This window comes from Caballeronia hypogeia (genome assembly GCF_001544875.2).
Taxonomy (GTDB): Bacteria; Pseudomonadota; Gammaproteobacteria; order Burkholderiales; family Burkholderiaceae; genus Caballeronia; species Caballeronia hypogeia.
Genome location: NZ_FCOA02000007.1, coordinates 233,288 through 250,455, shown reverse-complemented (window position 1 = coordinate 250,455; position 17,168 = coordinate 233,288). Strand labels below are relative to the sequence as shown.

The 17,168-nt window shown below is 61.3% G+C and carries 15 protein-coding genes and 3 pseudogenes; 10 read left to right on the top strand and 8 right to left on the bottom strand.

The features are described from left to right. The 5 genes and pseudogenes from AWB79_RS14185 to AWB79_RS14165 form a co-directional block, all read right to left on the bottom strand. The coding region (locus AWB79_RS14185; RefSeq protein ID WP_198399027.1) for an IS66 family transposase at positions 1 to 392 on the bottom strand (392 nt) is incomplete at its 3' end. Positions 393 to 422: 30 nt separating this feature from the next. Continuing rightward, positions 423 to 767 carry an IS66 family insertion sequence element accessory protein TnpB gene (tnpB, locus tag AWB79_RS14180; RefSeq protein ID WP_053572846.1) on the bottom strand — a complete coding sequence of 115 codons (345 nt, stop codon included), beginning with the start codon at positions 765 to 767 and terminating at the stop codon, positions 423 to 425. Beyond that, positions 764 to 1,180 (bottom strand): IS66-like element accessory protein TnpA, encoded by a 417-nt coding sequence (gene tnpA / locus AWB79_RS40800; RefSeq protein ID WP_374728542.1) that lies wholly within the window; start codon positions 1,178 to 1,180, stop codon positions 764 to 766. The genes tnpB and tnpA overlap by 4 nt, the downstream gene beginning before the upstream one ends. A gap of 610 nt (positions 1,181 to 1,790) precedes the next feature. Beyond that, positions 1,791 to 1,952: pseudogene (locus AWB79_RS40440) on the bottom strand (PQQ-dependent sugar dehydrogenase); the annotation flags it as partial. Positions 1,953 to 2,326: 374 nt separating this feature from the next. Next, a complete protein-coding gene (locus tag AWB79_RS14165) occupies positions 2,327 to 2,971 on the bottom strand; it encodes a TetR/AcrR family transcriptional regulator (protein ID WP_061168040.1) in 645 nt (214 codons plus the stop codon). Positions 2,972 to 3,127: 156 nt separating this feature from the next. On the opposite strand from AWB79_RS14165, the gene AWB79_RS14160 reads away from it, so the two are divergent. The 4 genes from AWB79_RS14160 (at position 3,128) to AWB79_RS14145 (ending at position 6,007) form a co-directional block, all read left to right on the top strand. Beyond that, complete coding sequence (locus tag AWB79_RS14160; RefSeq protein WP_063963499.1) at positions 3,128 to 3,574, top strand: hypothetical protein; 447 nt, start codon at positions 3,128 to 3,130, stop codon at positions 3,572 to 3,574. Between the two features lie 86 nt (positions 3,575 to 3,660). Further along, positions 3,661 to 4,065: a hypothetical protein gene (locus AWB79_RS14155; RefSeq protein ID WP_061168038.1), complete on the top strand. Its 405-nt coding sequence runs from the start codon at positions 3,661 to 3,663 to the stop codon at positions 4,063 to 4,065. A gap of 53 nt (positions 4,066 to 4,118) precedes the next feature. After that, a complete protein-coding gene (locus tag AWB79_RS14150; RefSeq protein ID WP_061168070.1) occupies positions 4,119 to 4,457 on the top strand; it encodes a hypothetical protein in 339 nt (112 codons plus the stop codon). A 71-nt stretch (positions 4,458 to 4,528) separates the two neighbouring features. Continuing rightward, positions 4,529 to 6,007 carry a 3'-5' exonuclease gene (locus AWB79_RS14145; RefSeq protein WP_061168037.1) on the top strand — a complete coding sequence of 493 codons (1,479 nt, stop codon included), beginning with the start codon at positions 4,529 to 4,531 and terminating at the stop codon, positions 6,005 to 6,007. Between the two features lie 4 nt (positions 6,008 to 6,011). Here AWB79_RS14145 and flhC read toward each other — a convergent pair. Next, positions 6,012 to 6,591, bottom strand: a pseudogene (flhC, locus tag AWB79_RS14140) (flagellar transcriptional regulator FlhC). Between the two features lie 2 nt (positions 6,592 to 6,593). Further along, positions 6,594 to 6,893: a flagellar transcriptional regulator FlhD gene (locus AWB79_RS14135; protein ID WP_061168036.1), complete on the bottom strand. Its 300-nt coding sequence runs from the start codon at positions 6,891 to 6,893 to the stop codon at positions 6,594 to 6,596. 452 nt (positions 6,894 to 7,345) lie between these two features. Here AWB79_RS14135 and imuA point away from each other — a divergent pair, with 452 nt between their 5' ends. The 4 genes from imuA (at position 7,346) to AWB79_RS14115 (ending at position 13,283) form a co-directional block, all read left to right on the top strand. Continuing rightward, entirely contained in the window at positions 7,346 to 8,053 is a 708-nt protein-coding gene (gene imuA, locus AWB79_RS14130; RefSeq protein WP_061168035.1) for a translesion DNA synthesis-associated protein ImuA, read from the top strand. Beyond that, entirely contained in the window at positions 7,977 to 9,455 is a 1,479-nt protein-coding gene (locus AWB79_RS14125; protein ID WP_061168034.1) for a Y-family DNA polymerase, read from the top strand. Before imuA ends, AWB79_RS14125 begins: the two co-directional genes overlap by 77 nt. Positions 9,456 to 9,459: 4 nt before the next feature. Continuing rightward, entirely contained in the window at positions 9,460 to 12,603 is a 3,144-nt protein-coding gene (locus AWB79_RS14120) for an error-prone DNA polymerase (protein ID WP_061168033.1), read from the top strand. 215 nt (positions 12,604 to 12,818) lie between these two features. Next, the gene (locus tag AWB79_RS14115; protein ID WP_198399026.1) at positions 12,819 to 13,283 is read left to right on the top strand and encodes a hypothetical protein; all 465 of its coding nucleotides are present in this window, start codon (positions 12,819 to 12,821) and stop codon (positions 13,281 to 13,283) included. Here AWB79_RS14115 and AWB79_RS14110 read toward each other — a convergent pair. Continuing rightward, entirely contained in the window at positions 13,231 to 14,586 is a 1,356-nt protein-coding gene (locus AWB79_RS14110) for an IS110 family RNA-guided transposase (protein ID WP_061168032.1), read from the bottom strand. The two genes, AWB79_RS14115 and AWB79_RS14110, sit on opposite strands and share 53 nt — an antisense overlap. Before the next feature lie 587 nt (positions 14,587 to 15,173). Here AWB79_RS14110 and phaZ point away from each other — a divergent pair. Next, a pseudogene (gene phaZ, locus AWB79_RS38275) lies at positions 15,174 to 15,958 on the top strand (poly(3-hydroxyalkanoate) depolymerase). A gap of 27 nt (positions 15,959 to 15,985) precedes the next feature. Beyond that, positions 15,986 to 17,146, top strand: a complete 1,161-nt coding sequence (locus AWB79_RS14105) for an IS30 family transposase (RefSeq protein WP_061168031.1) — start codon at positions 15,986 to 15,988, stop codon at positions 17,144 to 17,146. The last annotated feature ends 22 nt before the right edge of the window (positions 17,147 to 17,168 follow it).

Sequence of the window (17,168 nt, the reverse complement as noted above, 5' to 3'; positions counted from 1 at the left end):
TTGGGGCAGAGCGGATCAGGCTCGAGTACCATCTCCTCGCGCGGCAGGTGCGGCGGGAGCGGCTCTCGCGAAGGCGACTTGCTGGCCGGCGCGTTCGGTGTCCTGTCGCGCTCGTTACGCGCCTCGGCAGCACCCCGGCCGGCGGTCAGGTCCTCCAGCTGCGCCTCGAGCTTGTCGATCTGCCTGGCGAGTTGTTCGGACTTGCGCCCGAAGTGCATCCGCCTGAGCTTGTCGATCTGCGCCTTCAGGCGCTCGATCTCTTCATCTCGCGCGGCGAGTTCCTCCACCATCTTCGCAATCGATGCCTGGTGCTCAAGCAGCGACGCCTGTTGCGCGAGCACCATGGCACGGAGCTCGGCGACGTTATCGGGAAGCGGCGCTTGATCGGACATGCGTCGCAGTTTACGAGCCTTCCTCGCGGTTTACAACATCGAGAGCGCGGCGGTGCGTCGTGGCTGTCGCCAGTCAATCCCCTCGAGCAACATCGACAACTGTGCACTCGTCAGATGGATCTTGCCGCCATCGGCCTGTGGCCAGATGAAACGGCCTCGCTCCAACCGTCTCGCGAGAAGCCAGAGTCCGTCCTCAGTAGCCCAAAGCACCTTCGCGAGATCGCCGCGGCGCCCACGGAAGATGAAGACGTCACCGTCCAGTGGATTCTCATTGAGCGCTGTCTGCACCTTCGCCGACAGCCCTTGGAAGCCGCAGCGCATGTCGGTGATGCCGGCAACGAGCCAGACACGCGTGCCCGCCGGCAGGCCGATCATCGGGCAAGCTCCCGAATGAGCAGCCGCAGCAACGCCGGCGAGACCTCACCGGAGATTCGAACGCGCGCACGATCAAATTCGATCTCGCAGACGTTATCGGGCGGCGAGTTGGTATCGTCGGTCATGGGCGTTGCCTCCGAAGGCTCCGCGACAACGCTCACTGGAAGAAGTACCGTCGAGCTGGCATCAGGTTTCGAGGCCCCCGCCGCATGCTCAGGACATGGCGCGCCGAACACCCCTTGCAGATACTGACGCCGCCACCTGAACAGCAAATTGGTGTTGACGTCGTTACGGCGTGCAACCAGCGAAACCGAAGCCCCTGCTTCAAACGTCTGCTCGACCAGGTGCCGCTTGGTCTCTACCCGAAAGTTTGGTCGCTTGCACTTCGCGATCCGATTCAATGTCTCGTCCACTTTAGCTCCCACCAAATTATTTAGTGGGAACTAAACTACCAACCGGTTCGCTCAGCCGTCGAGAATGGCCGTCGCGAGCCGCTTACGACAAGCCTCAAGCTCTCGCTGCTTCGGGAGCTGGACTACGCTCCCGGCAATGTCGCGCGCTATTCGGCCGTCTCCGCCAATCCGCGAAGCGTGCCTCCCGTCGACGCATGCTGGGCGATGCGGGTGACAATGCACGCCATACTTGCGATGCACGACGCCGAGCGGGACGTCGTGTTGCGGCAGACGGTCCAGTCGCGGCGTGCCACGCCTGCGCCAGCTAATTGGACGAACGGGAGGTTGGGCTCGTGATCACCATTGCCTACCGTACTCCTGCTCGGTGTGACGCGCCGAATGTGATGGCGAACCTGACGGAACGATCACGAGCGATGTCCTACAGTGGACACGGCATTCAATGTGAAGGCGCCTCGGCGACGTTCACGGCTATGCGTTTCATCAGGAGGCCGTGGATAACCTCACCTGCCGCTAGGCGCACTATCGAGACATCGCGACGCCGCACGACTGGTAAATGGTGCAAGCTCAGCAGGTCACGGCCGCCGCAAGCCCATGTCACCGGCTCGCGTCCCTTCTGATCCGACGACGCGAATCCCGTCACGACATCCTTCGGGGCGCCGACCGGCTTGCCATTCTGGAAGGACATGTACGAGACCACATAACCGCTCAACGGCGAGCGGGCCCAGCTACCGTGCTCGCCGATGAACGCGCCGCCCCGATACTGCGCTGGCAGCTTATCGCATTAGACGTCACATCCTTTCTGACCTCCGCTTTGCGTTTTCTGGTGTCGCGAAGTACATAGACCAGCTTACGATGAGCCGTTAAGAACTCCCGCGTGGCCGCGTGAACCATGGCCAGCCAGTTCCCGTTGTGTAGTTACGATGGTGCGTCGACGCGTTCAATCCCGCGCCGACCGAGGCACCTTGTGTTCGGCGAGTTCCTGATCGCTTTGCGCGAGTCGAGCAAGCCGGGCGATTGTTGCTGGTTTTGCGCGGGGTCGATTGTCCGCTGTACCTTCGAAAGCCGGCCTCGAGAGAAGCGCATGTCGGATGGCTGAATTGGGTCGATTGCGGCTAATCAGGTTGGGCACTGCCCTGGATTGCTGAGCTACGGCGCCGGACGCAAATACGCATCCAGCATGACGAGGTGCATCTCGCAGATGTTTTCTCGATCGGGCTGGCGCGCGTAGTCGCGGCCGGTGAATGCGCTGATCGTGAATCGGTTCGAGGCAATGTAGTAGCCCATTCCAACGAGCGTCACGTAGAAGTCGAGCGGATCGACGCCGCTGCGAATCTGCCCTGTCGCCGCCCCGCGTTCGAGGACCGTCCTGATGAGGTCGATTACCGGTGAGATCGTCGCGCGCAGCTTTTCCGAAGTCTGCAGGTATCGACCTTGATGCAGGTTCTCACCGTTGATCAGTCCCAGCCAGCGGGGGCTGTCCCAAAGGTGCGACCAAATTGATTGCGCAAGAGTGGCGATCGCGTCGCGCGGTTCTAGTCCGGAAAGGTCGAGGTGGCTTTCCTTCTCGGCAAACTCCGCGTACATGGACTCCAGCACGGCGACATAGAGCTGCTCTTTGCTGCCGAAGTAGTAGTACAGCATGCGCTCGTTCGTCGCTGCAGCCTTTGCTATCGCATCTACGCGTGCGCCGGCGAGGCCGAGCGTGGCGAATTGCTCGCTCGCCGCCTCGAGGATCCGGCGCCGCGTTCCTTCGGGGTCTCGCTTCACAATCTTCAGGTCGGTCTCTGTCATATCTCGTTGGGTTCCGTGCGAGGGGTGCTGAGCTACCGCAGCTTTCATTATCGCTGCTTTGCTCGTCGCTCTGCCCCCGTGACTTGACTTCGCGAACCGATACGTAGGCTCGATTTGGACCATGACGTGGGGTCGTGGATGTACACCGGAGCCTGCATGACCTACAAAGGCGACTTCAAAGATGCCGTCTTCCCTAGCGCCGATCGGGAGGCGCGTGTCGCTCGCTATCGTCTCGTTCTCATTGAGATGAACCTGCGCGTTTCCGCCGTCATCCATCTGCGTCGCGAGGATCGACCAGCCCGCTATCAGTTCGGCAGCGAGCGTGAATTCGACGTCGTCGTTAATCGGATCGTGAACACGGAGCTTCGCGGCGTACGCGTCGATTCCATGCGCCTCGTGGTTGAGTCCGACCAGTCGTCTATCGAATATCCGCTGGATTTCAACGCAGCAGACATCCCGGCCCGGCGGACAAACATCCAGCCGTGGCTGGATGCTGCCGAGCTGCGGTCACGCGACATCGTAGGCGGCCGCGTTGCGCTATTCGTGGACGTCGATGCCGGGCGCCCCGCTGAGGTGTGGCTCACGGAACTGTTGCGCGACTGATTAAAGTCGTGCGCTAGTAGGCGAACTCTTAAGAATGGCTGATTCGAGCCGCTAATCAGATTCACTTATATGACGCTCGACCCCTAATGGCCTACGAACCACCTGTGCTGTCGGAATTTATCGCTGCCGGTGACGAAATCAACCTCGCGCTGCTGCAGATCGATTCCAAGGAATTTTCGACCGACGGCGACCGCAAAACTGCGCGTCGAGCGGTGTTGGCCGACGCAGTGGCGAAGCACAATTTGCCGGGCGTTCGCGAAGCCGTGTTGAGCCACGAGATCAGTGGGTTGGTCGCGAATCGCCCGATGATGAGTAGGCTGTTTGACTATCACGAGCTCAAGGCGATGTGCCTGCTGAGAGCGACACCGTCACTGGTTGACGGGTTCGTCGCTGTGAAGCGAAAGAACCCACTGTTCGGTCTGGGTGAGATCATGGCGCTAGCCGTTGAGGCGCCGGAACGACACCAATGGGGACACCTCTGGGAAGAATGATGCACCGATATGCGGTCGGCGAATGGGACTCCCTGTGGAGCAGCGACCCTTACATGAAGCACCGGTTCGTGCTCGATCTGGAGTCGCGCACTGTGATCGCCGGCGAAGACCGCATTCGCCGTCGCTGGTGGTCGATGCGTCTTGAGGACGTCGCCTATATGCAGCAAATCCTCAACGAGACATTCGATTCGATATGGCACGAGCCAGAGGAGTTCGGCTTCGTTCGTCAGGCCGAGATTCCCGCATGGGCGACGAAAGCTTGGCCGTGGCCGCCGTTGCCAGAGGTGGAGGACGTCGAAAATATGCTGGACAATCCTGACGTTCCGCTCCAGCGCGATGACTTGGGCCGTCTTGTCTTTCCACCCCGCTTCGTAGCGGACGGACGGAAGTAGCCGGCGCGACCACTGCGCTGCCCGTCAGTCCGACTTGCGGCACACTGCTTCTTTTCGTTGAAGGGCGATCGGTGGCCAATGCATATAAACCGACGGCAGAACAGGAAGCCGTCGTCGAAGCCGCGAAAGGCGGCGGCGATCTGAAAGTCAAAGCGTATGCGGGCGCAGGCAAGACTTCGACGCTTCGGCTCGTCGCTCAGCAGCTCACTGGCCAGCGCGGTAGCTATCTTGCGTTCAATAAGGAGATTGCGGACTCGGCGCGACGCGGCTTTCCGGCCAACGTCTCAGCCCGCACCGTCCATTCCCTGGCTTACGCTAGCACCCCCGCATGGCTGACCGCGCGCATCAATTTCCCGTCCGAGCCACCGCACGAATTGGCCGCCCGATATGGCTTCGGCCCCATCGAAGTGCCGACTATCACAGGGAAGAACGCGGAGGTCGCGCCCTTCGAGATCGGCCGGATGATCGCAGACGGTCTCGGCCGCTTCTGCCGGTCCGCCGACGACACGCCGCAGCCGTTCCACATCCCGGTCGACGAAAAGATTCGCGATGATGCCGCCGACTGGCTGCGCGAGCAGCTCGCGCCCAGCATTGCGCGTCTGTGGGCGGAGAGCGTGAACCCGCGCGGGCTGAAGGCGATACAGCCGGACGTGTACTTGAAAGTATGGGCGCAATCGAATCCGCGTATTAACGCCGACTTCATCTTGTTCGACGAGGCGCAGGACAGCGACGGCATCATGCTGTCCGTTCTCGCCCGGCAAAAGCACGCGCAGACGATCTACGTGGGAGACGCCTATCAGCAAATCTACGAATGGCGCGGTGCGGTCAACGCGATGGCGCAGATCGATGCGCCCGAGCGGCCGCTGACTGAATCCTTCCGGTTCGGGCCGACCTTCGCTGGACTGGCGAGCTGCGTGCTCGCATTGCTTGGAGAGGCGACGCCGATCCGAGGCCAGCCAAGCATCGGCTCGATCATGGTCGAAGATCCCTCAGTGCAGCCGTCCGTGGACGCGGTGCTGTGCCGCAAAAACGCCACTGCGATCTGGCAGTTCGCGGCGGGCTTAGAAATGGGCCATCGACCAGCGCTTCGCATGAACCCCAGCGAGATCATCGCCTTTGCGGACGGCGCGGATCAGTTGCGCAACGGAAGGCGGGCTTTCCGACCAACCGCGCTGTCGCTGTTCGAAAACTGGAAAGAAGCGCAAGCCTTCGCGCGCAGCGCAGTTGGCCGCGACCTGCTGCCGGTGGTCGAGATCGTCGACGATCGCGGCACCGACTACTTGCGGGCGCTCGCTCAGCGTCAGACGCCCGAGGGCCAAGCCGACTACGTCATTTCGACCATCCACCGGGCGAAGGGACTCGAATGGAAACGCGTGCGGATCGTCAATGACTTCCGCTTCAAGATGGTCGACGGTCGGCTGACGTTAGATGAGGACGAGATGCGGCTGCTGTACGTGGCGCTCACGCGCGCTCAGCACGTGCTCGACATCTCGGATGTGCGCGATGAGTTGCTGCGGCTCTTTAACGTGCCAAAGGCGGCACGCGGATAGGCGGTCAGGCCGCCTGTGCCAATGCCACACTGCGCTCCAGCGCTGCTTTGGCGGCCGCCTTGGTCTTGCCTGCGCGGGACGGCGGCCGGCAAATGCCACAGACCATTGAGTGCGACGGCTCATGCGCGTGGGCGACGAACTTGCCGCGGCAGCGTGTGCAGCCCGCAAGACGAAGGATCCCGGCGTCCCTGAAGCGGATAAACGTCCAGGCACGCGTCAAATCCATTTGCAGCAGTTCGCCTTGCATCTGGAAATGCTCTGCATAGAGCCCGTACGCGCGAGTCAGCAAGTCAACTCGATCAAGGCCGTCGCTGTACGTTTCAAGAAACGCATAGACGTTGGCAAACATCGACGTATGGATGTTCGGCGCCCACGTCAGATACCAGTCCTCCGAGAACGGGAGCATGCCTTTGGGCGGCGATGCCCCCTTCACTTCCCGGTACAGGCGAATCAGTCGCTCACGGCAGCTTCGGAATCTCCGACTCCAGCACCTGCATGCGAGCGCCCAGTTTAATGAGCGTGACTGCGCGCATGACCTGTGCAGCTTCGTCAGCGAGGCTTTTCGAGGCGGTGGTCGTGGTCATGATCAGGCCGTCAGCAAAGCGTCGTTGGTTACGGCCGAGACCGTCGCTTTGTTGCCACGACCGGCGAGGCCAGCCAGGATCGCATCTGCGCGCATCCGGAAGAAGCACAGCACCTGCGACGACGATGCCAGCTTCTCGGTTTGCGCCGGCGAGAGCTTCAGTAGCGTATCCGCCATTTCCGCCGATATACCCAAATGTGACTGTGCCGCCTCGCGATCCGACGCCAGGACGCGTCGCGCGAGCATGAGGTACGACATGTTCAAGTCGCGGATGGAGCCGAGGTCGGAAGAAGCATGGATCATGGCGGCGGACCAAATAAGTGGATTCAGTTGCTCGTTGCGCCTTTCGTCAGGGCGCGAGCGAATTGTCTGACTACACCGGCCGCTTTGCAACATTTCGTTACACCCGGTAATCGTTTGCTACAGGAAAAATGGCTCGCGCAATCGTTTACTAAGGAAGGATATTCTTCTTTTATTCGCTGGTTTTCCGACCAACGACTTGTGGTATCGACATCAAGCCTCGTTTTCATTGCTGACCGGTGCGGGATTTGCTCTATTTGTTCTCCAAACGCATCGAATGCCGGAACGCTCAGATCGGTAACGTCTACTCGATGAGGCATTACCCGACTGATGCGAGAAAACGACAGAGTTACTGGCTGTCGGCCATTTGAGCCCGCGCACCGCTAGGAAGGCCGAGATCATTTGAACCCCTCATGGTGTAGACTACTGTACAAACATACAGTACGAGGTCCGACATGGGAGCGTTAGCCCTCGAAGACATTCATCCATCGATTTGGCGGGGGTCGCAGCTGGGCTCCGCTCGCGTGAACGTCGTGCCGTGTGGGTTCGAGCATCTCACAGCCGAACTGCCGGGCGGCGGTTGGCCAAAAAGTGCGCTGACCGAGCTCTTGGTGCAGCAGCCGGGCGTCGGCGAATTGCGGTTGTTGCTGCCCGCGCTTAGGTCGGTCGCGCAGCGGCGCATTGCTTTGCTGCAGCCGCCGCACCGCTTCCAGCCCGAAGCGGCGGCGTACTGGGGCCTGCCTGAGACGGCGGTCAACGTCGTGCGCGCGAGCAAGACGGCGGACGCGCTGTGGGCCGGCGAGCAGATCCTTCGTGCCGGTACGTTTGGCGCCCTCCTCTTTTGGCAAACCCATGTGCGACCGGAAGCGCTGCGCCGCCTGCACCTCGCCGCGCAGACTAGCGACTCGCTGTTCTTCATGGTCCGGCCGCTGGCCGCCGCGAGCGATACGTCGCCTGCCCCGCTTCGCATCGCGGTACGTCCGGCGCGCGACAGCGTCTCATTGGAGTTCGTGAAGCGGCGCGGCTCCACGCGTGATAAGCCGCTTGTCGTTGGACTGACCCATTCGCCTATCCTGTTGAATCGCCATGCAAGTGTGGATCGGCGTGTATCTGCCGCACCTCAGCCGAGAAGTCTTCCAGCCGAACTGGTCGTCCACGATTGAGGCGGCCTCGGGTTTGGGCTTGGTCGTGCTCGACCATGAGCGTGTCGTCGCGCTCGATCAGGCGGCGCACGAGGCCGGCGTTCGGATCGGCATGCGCAAAGGCGGGGTTCTGACGCTCGCGCCCGATGCACGCATTCACGACAAGGACGAATTGAAAGAGCAGCAGGCCGTCGCCGACGTCGCCACAGCGCTCATGCAGTTCAGCCCGCAAGTAGCGATCGCTGAGGAGCAGACGGTACTGGTCGACGTGTCGGCGAGCTTGCGGCTATTCGGTGGCGTGCGCGCGCTCAGACGTGCGATCCGATCCTCGCTGGGCGCGTTCGGCTTCACGGTCCGCACGAGCGTTGCCCCCACCGGCCAGAGCGCCTGGCTGATGGCCCGCTATCGCGGCGGCCTGCGTCTTTCCATCCGCTCGCTCATGCGTCAGTTGCCGCGCTTGCCCGCCCTGCTGGTGTTGGAAGCCCGGCGCTACGCCGACTGGTTTGACGGTCTCGGATGCACGAGCGTCGCGGACCTGCGGCGCTTGCCACGCGCGGGTCTCAAAAAGCGCTGCGGGACCGCGCTGCTCGATACGCTTGATCGCGCGGTCGGCGAAGCGCCGGAACTCTACGAATGGGTCCAGACGCCGCCGTCGTTCAATGCACGTATCGAACTGCCGGATCGAGTCGAGCATGCGGAAGCCGTGCTGTTCGTCGCACGTCGACTCATCGTGCAGTTGACCGGTTGGCTCGCCAGCAAGCAACTGGCGATCACGCGCTTTTCGGTCGAGCTTGAACATGAGCGCGGGCGTGCGGCGTTGCCGCCAACGACGATTGAAGTGGCGCTCGCGGAACCAACATGGCACGAGGAACACCTGACGCGCTTGCTGAAAGAGCGGCTTGGTCGCGTCGAACTGGCGGCCGCGGTCATCGCCGTGCGCCTGGAAGTGAACGACGTCGAAGCGGCCGAGCCGCCGTCCGACACGCTATTTCCCGAGCCGGGCGGCAGCGCCGCCGACCATAACCGGCTGATGGAACTGCTCGTTGCGCGCCTGGGTCATGAGAACGTGCTGCGCGCCGCGCCCGTGGCCGATCACCGCCCCGAGATCGTATCGAACTGGGTCCCGGTGACCAGCGACACTAAAGGATGCTTGCTTCCCGGCGATCAGCCGCGGCCATCGTGGCTGCTTGAGACGCCGATCCAGTTGATGACGCGTCAGCACCGGCCGTTCTACGGCAGTCCGTTGCGCACCGTATCGCCCGGCGAGCGCGTCGAAGCGGGATGGTGGGCAGGCGAGCTCGTCACGCGCGATTACTTCGTCGCCGAAGCCGACGACCACACCTGCTACTGGATCTACCGCGAGCGGGTTGGAAGCCGCGACGAAGAAGATCCTCGATGGTTCCTACACGGCCTGTTCGGGTAAGGCGATGGACGTGTACGCCTCCATGCTGCCCGGCTACGCCGAGTTGCAGTGCTTCTCCAACTTCACGTTCCTGCGTGGCGCCTCGCACTCGGAAGAACTGATCCTGCGCGCGGAGCAGCTTGGCTACCTTGCGATTGCCATCACCGACGAGTGTTCGCTCGCCGGCATCGTCCGCGCGCACGTAGCTGCCAAGGAAGCGAATATCCGGCTCATCGTTGGCGCGCACTTTCAGTTGACGAACCCGGATGGCACGCCAGCGCTCGCCTTCACGGCGCTTGCCATGAATCGCAACGGCTATGGGAACCTGTCGGAACTCATCACCCTTGCGCGCACGCGCACGTCGAAAGGCACGTACCTGCTGACGCCAAACGACCTCGCACGGCCAGAAGCGCCGTATGAACACCTGAAGGGACTGCCCGACTGCCTCATCATCCTCTCGCCTGAGTATCCGGCGAAAGAGGAACGACTAGAATCACAGATGGAATGGCTCGCGCGCACGTTCGAGGGCCGTTGCTGGGCGGCGCTAACACTCCACGCTCGCGCGATGGACGACATCCATCGCGGCATCGTCGAGCATGTCGCCGACCAGCATGGGGTCCCGATCGTGGCCACCGGTGGCGTCACCATGCACGTGCGCTCTCGCAAGCCGCTGCAGGATACGCTGACGGCCGTGCGCCTGAACCGCTCCATTGCCGAATGTGGCTTCGAACTGGCGCAGAACGCCGAGCAACACCTTCGCGCCCGCCTACGGCTTGCGAATCTCTATCCCGAGCGGGCGCTGGCCGAAACGCTGACGATCGCCAGTCGCTGCACTTTCTCGTTGGACGAACTGCGCTACGAATATCCCGACGAGCTGATTCCCGAAGGCACGACACCGACCGCCTATCTGCGGCAGGAAACCTACATCGGCGCGCATCGCCGGTTCCCGGCAGGCATTCCGCACAAGGTGCAAACGCAGATCGAGCACGAACTGGCGCTGATCGCCGATCTTCGGTACGAGCCTTACTTCCTGACTGTTTACGACCTCGTGCGCTTCGCGCGCAACGAGGGCATCCTGTGTCAGGGTCGCGGGTCGGCGGCCAACTCTGCGGTCTGCTACTGCCTGGGCGTGACCGAAGTCGATCCCGCGCGCAGCTCTATGCTCTTCGAGCGCTTCATCTCGAAAGAGCGAGGCGAGCCGCCCGACATCGACGTGGACTTCGAGCACCAGCGGCGCGAAGAAGTCATCCAGTACATCTATCGCAAGTACACACGCACCCGCGCGGCGCTCGCGGCCGCCGTGACGACATATCGGCCCAAGAGTGCCTTACGCGACTCGGGCAAGGCGCTTGGCGTCGATCCGGTCATCGTCGACAAGGTGGCCAAGTCGCACCACTGGTTCGACTCCAGCGCGGACCTGCTCAATCGCTTCGTTGAATCGGGACTCGATACCTCGACGCCGATCATCCAGCAGTGGGCCACCCTCGCATCGCAGTTGCTCAACTTCCCCCGCCATCTGTCGCAGCACACCGGCGGCTTCGTCATCGCGCGTGGCAAGCTCTCGCGGCTTGTGCCGATCGAAAATGCCGCGATGGTTGATCGCAGCGTGATCCAGTGGGACAAGGACGACCTCGAAGCGCTGGGGCTGCTCAAGATCGACGTGCTCGCGCTCGGCATGCTGTCGGCGATCCGGCGCACGATGGACCTGATTTCCAAGCAACGCGGCGAGCCATTTGAATTGCAGGACATCCCCGCAGAAGACGCGAAGACGTACGAGATGATCTGCCGCGCCGATACCGTCGGCGTGTTCCAGATCGAATCACGTGCGCAGATGAGCATGTTGCCGCGGCTGCAACCGCGCCAGTTCTATGACCTCGTGATTGAAGTCGCGATCGTGCGGCCGGGCCCGGTTCAGGGCGGCATGGTCCATCCGTACCTGCGCCGGCGACAAGGACTGGAAGCAGTGTCGTTCCCCTCACCCGAGATGGAAACGGCGCTCGCTCGCACGCTCGGCGTGCCGATCTTTCAGGAGCAGGTGATGCAGGTCGCCATGCTCGCGGCAGGCTTCACCGCCGGCGAGGCCGACCAGCTCCGCCGCGCAATGGCCGCTTGGAAGCGAAAAGGCGGACTGCAGCACTATTACGATCGCATCGTGAACGGCATGCTCGAGCGCGGCTACGACCGCGAGTTCGCTGAATCCATCTTCGCGCAGATCCAGGGCTTCGGTGAGTACGGCTTTCCGGAGAGCCACGCGGCGAGCTTCGCGCTGCTGGTCTATGCAAGCTGCTGGCTGAAGTGCCACGAACCGGCGGCGTTTCTCTGCGCGATGCTCAACAGTCAGCCGATGGGCTTCTACTCACCGTCGCAACTCGTGCAGGACGCAAAGCGCCATAAGGTGCGGGTGCTGCCGATCGACGTCACGATAAGCAACTGGGATTCGTTCTTGGAAGGCGACGGCTCAATGGCGCCGGTGCGGCTCGGCCTGTCGCTGATTCGCGGCATGCGTGACGAATCGGCTGCTCGCATCGAGGCCGCACGCGCGGTGCGCCCTTTTGAGTCGGTCAACGACCTTGCGAACCGTGCGCGGCTCGATCGTCGCGACCTCCAGTTGCTCGCGGACGCGAACGCCCTATCGGCGCTATCTGGCAATCGGCGCGAGGCGCTCTGGCAAGCGGTCGCGGCCGTGCCCGACAAGGACCTGTTACGCGCCACGACGCGCGAGGAAGAACTGCCGCTGCTTGCCGCACCTAACGAGGCGCAGGAAATCGTGAGCGACTATCGCTCGACGGGCCTGACGTTGAACCGGCACCCTCTCGCGTTGCTGCGCGAACGGCTCAACGAGAAGAAGATCTTTGCGGCCTCGAAGCTCGCCACCTATCCCAACGGGCGGCTTGCCAAGGCGTGCGGGATCGTCACCGTGCGTCAGCGTCCGGGCACAGCGAACGGGGTCCTCTTTATTACCCTGGAAGACGAGACCGGCCAGATCAACGTTATCGTCTGGCCGTCGTTGGTCGAGAAGTTCAGGAAGGAAGCGCTGGGAGCCTCGCTGCTCGGCGTCTATGGCGTCTGGCAGAAGGAAGGCGAGGTAAAGCACCTTGTCGCGAATCGACTCGTCGACATGACGACGCTCCTTGGCAACTTGGCCACGTCGAGCCGCAACTTTCACTGACGTCAGACCGCTGACGGAAACCGACCCGCTTCGGCCGGTCGGCTTTCGCTAAGCCGAGCGTCTCTTGACAGAGTCCGACGGCCACTCGATCGCCATTGTCGCCGGCGCAATGTTGGTCTTTACAGTCGTCCAAGCGACATACGATTCCCTTTCGTGCAGGAGACACCGAGAGGAATTGCGACACGTGCCTTTCACCAGCTGGCTCGAACGAGCGGATGCTTTACGACTACTTCCGCAGTAAGGAGTTGCTCTACGTCGCCGTGTTGGAGGCCATGTACGCCGACTACGCGAAGTGGGAGAGCGAGTTCGACCTGACCGGCCTGCAACCTCCTGAGGCGATGGCAAGGCTGGCGACGTCCATATTGACGCACCTGTGGGACAACCCCGCATGGCTTGGCTTGATCAACAACGAGAACCTGCATCAGGGCCGGTACCTCGAGACTTCGCAGAAGCTCAGCGAGACAATCTCGCCGGTGGTTGACGTTGTCAGGTCAATTCTTGCGCACGGAGCCGACGCGGGACAGTTTGGCAGCGGCATCGCCTTCCGCGGGCAAGTCCGTCGCTCCGCCCCTTCTTGCGAAGGCGAACAAGCGGCGAAAGTGAAATTTCCTGAGAAACTCTTCTGCGTCAAGTCGGTTTGGCTTGCAATACGAAGCCCAAGGATTCGGCTCGTCGGGTGAGATTTTTCAGGACCCGCTGCCGGTAGCGTTCTTCATAATATTCGGCGCCGGGGTCTACATACTTTATCCCGAAACGCAATGTGTTATAGAACAGCACCGCGACCTTGCGGGCCGTAGCCGTGACGGCCTTTGCTTTTCCAATCCGCGCCGACAGCCGTCGGTAGAAACCGCCGAGGGCTGTGTCCGTCTTGCCAATCGTGACGGCAGCGAGACGCAGCGCAGCAGCAGCCTTGCTGGATGAGCGACGCGTTTTGGAGGACAGCACTTTGCCGCCGGAAATCTTGTTGCCCGGCGCCAGACACAGCCACGATGTGAAGTGTTTCACCGTCGGCCAGCGCGACATGTCGGTGCCGCATTCGGCGACCAGTTTCAGCGCAAGGTAGGGGCCGAGTCCGTGGATCTGTGTCAGGTCCACGCCGAGCACGTCGTAGAGTTCTGCGCGCACATCGAACGAGAAGTCGTTTGACTGCTTGCTCCGACGACGCGCGGCAGGCAGTGGGGTGTTCACCGGCGCCGCATTTTCCTGTAGTTGCCGAAGCACGAGTTCAATACGTTCGTCGCACTGCTTAACTTGCGTCTGATAAAAGTCATAGAGCGCGACTGCCTGGGTCAATTCGAACACGTGTTCGTCCTGATAATGACCGACCAGCGCATCGCGAATCGTTTCTATTGATGCCCTGCAGCGGACGTCACGATGTCGGGCTAGTTCTTCTGGATTGCGTTCTCCGGCGACGATCGCGCGGATGATCTTCATGCCGGTAACGCCGGTGACGTCCTGCACAACATGATGCAGTTGCAGGTTCATCTGCATCAGCGCCTTCTGCATGTGCTGGATATGCGCTGCGGCATACTCGAGTAGTCGTTCGCGTTGACGCAGATAGGCGCGTAACGTCGCAATATCATGCCGGGGACGGAAGCTGGCTCGCAGCAGGCCGTACGCGTGAAGCTTCTGCAGCCACTGTGCGTCGTTGACATCAGTTTTGCGGCCCGGGACGTTCCTCACGTCCCGCGCATTAACCAACACCACCTCGAAGCCGTACGCTTCTAATACTTCGAACGCGGGAATCCAATAAATGCCGGTCGACTCCATGGCGATCGTGGTGACTTCCACCTGCTTGAGCCACTGCGCGAGCTGGTGAAGCTCCTGCGTGAAGCTGCGAAATGAGCGGACCGGTTCCGGATCACGTTCCGGTCCGACCGCGACCACATGAAACTGCGCACCGATGTCGATCGCCGCAGCATGAGGGTGCACTACCGTGATCTGTGCCGCGTTGGCGGCGCCTCGGGACTTCGTCGTCTTCATGTCTGCCCTCTACCTATAGGATGGTCAGAGGGCGGGACAGCGGAGTTGATCACTTTCCTGAACGGGATCGCCTGGCGGCGTCACCAATGCTGGGTCCGCATCAGTCCCTGGACCATGTTTTTTAACGGGATGAATCACCAATAATTTGACGGCCGCTCCCTCTGATGCGCATCAGTGTAGCGCCGCACGGGAGTTTCTGCCCTTCGGGCAGGGGCGCGCCTCTTAACCTGTTTTTTAGCAGTATTCCGAGGCGACCGACGGGCCAGCGGCGGGCACTGGACGCGTTGCGGTCGCCGAACGGCAGGAGAAGGAGAAAAGCGACACTTCTGCAGCCCCTCCCTTCGAGAGAGGGGAGCAGCTGACCGCTCATCTCTAGAATGGAGAGGTAACCAAAGCAACGACTGCTTCGGGCAGCCGCGATCAGTTATCGCCGTCCGCTGCTATGCGTCGCGGCCTGATTTCGGCTTCGCGTTCCGATACCCGCGCTGCGTGGAAATCGCGAGATCCTTGCTTTTTGACTCTTCGCCTGCGCAACGATCAACTCCGCCTTGCGCGGGACGCCACTACCACTTCTCATCTTGGTCGTCATGAAAATTCAGTCGGTCGATCTCGACGGTCAACTTATTCGCGTCGGCATTCGCCCCGCCAACTCTGCTTTGCCGCCCCTTCTTATCTTCAACGGAATCGGCGCCAATCTGGAACTGCTCGAACCTTTTGTCGAGGCGTTGGGCGATGTTGAAGTCATTATTTTCGATGTCCCAGGGGTGGGCGGTTCGCCAACTCCGCGCAAACCTTACCGCTTCTCGACGCTGTGCGTTCTGACGGATCGGCTGCTAACGGAAATCGGCTACAACGGGCCGGTTGATGTGCTGGGCGTGTCGTGGGGAGGCGCACTTGCGCAACAGTTCGCGCGTCGGTATCCGAAGCGCTGTCGACGTCTCGTGCTAGCGGCCACAACTCCGGGCGTAATCATGTTTCCCGCCCGCCTATCAGTCCTTTTGAAGATGCTAGGCCCCCGCCGGTACCGGGACCCGCCTTCCTTCAGAAAGTCGGTGCCGAAATATATGGTGGCGCGTACAGACGCAACCCTCAGTTGCTCAAGGAGCACGGCCACCACGTGCGAACGCCCAATGGGCGCGGCTACATCTATCAGCTTCTTGCACTGTGGGGATGGAGCAGCTTGCTGTGGCTGCGACGCCTGCCACAGCCCACGCTCGTCATACATGGGGACGACGATCCAATCGTCCCCCTGATCAATGCGAAACTAATCGCAGCGTGCATTCGATGCTCTGCCCTTCATGTCATTGATGATGGGCATTTGTTTCTTGTCACTCAAACAGGGCGGATTCAACCGGTCGATGCAACACAATAACGCTATGTAAGCGGCGGGAGTGTTGCGATGAAACAGAGACGCCGAATCTATTACAGTGAGAGTCAGAAGGCACTGATGTGGGAGCGCTGGCGTGCGGGCGAGTCGCTGCAGCATATTGCGCAGCTATTCGATCGTTACCATTCATCCGTAGCGGGAATACTGGCGCAAACTGGAGGAATCCAGCCTCTGCCGCGACGGCGATCGAATCGGTCGCTCACGCTTGCCGAGCGCGAAGAAATCTCAAGAGGTCTTGCAGCGGATGATTCGATCCAATCGATCGCACGGCGCCTGTCGCGAGCGCCGTCGACGATCTGCCGCGAGATCAAGCGCAACAGCGGCGAGAAAGGCTATCGGGCCGACTCCGCCGATGAGCTTGCCTGGCAACGGGCGCTACGCCCCAAGGCGTGCAAACTTGTCGCGACACCGGCGCTGGCAAAACTCGTGGCGGCAAAGCTGCGACTGGAATGGTCTCCGCAGCAGATCGCCGGATGGCTAAAGCGAACATGGCCGGGCAACGAGGGCTTCCACGTGTCTCACGAAACGATCTATCGAACGCTCTTTATTCAAGCACGCGGCGTGCTGAAGAAAGAGCTGCTGGAGCACCTGCGACGCACCCGTGCCATGCGTCGCTCACGTCATCACACGCAGAAGACCGAGGATCACGGTCGTATCCGCGACGCTGTTTCGATAAGTGAACGTCCCGCTACGGTTGAGGACCGCGCCGTTCCGGGGCGCTGGGAAGGCGACCTCCTGTGCGGCAGCGGTAACAGTCAGATTGCAACGCTTGTAGAGCGACACACACGCTATGTGATGCTGGTCAAGATTGACAGCAAGGACAGTGAAACCGTCGCCAAGGCGCTCATCAAACACGCCGGCAAGCTTCCGCAAGAGCTCTACAAATCGCTTACCTGGGATCGCGGCACAGAGATGGCGGGGCACAAACGGTTCACCATCGCCACTGACATTCCCGTGTATTTCTGTGACCCCAAGCATCCGTGGCAACGCGGCTCCAACGAGAATGCGAACGGGCTGTTGAGACAGTACTTCCCAAAAGGCATCGATCTGTCGGTTTATTCGCAAGCCAAACTCAATGCCGTGGCGAGGAGGCTGAACGAGCGTCCAAGAAAGACGCTAGATTACGAGACACCAGCTGAGAGATTCCATCAAGCTATTGCATCGACCGGTTGAATCCGCAAGACAGAGTAGCTGG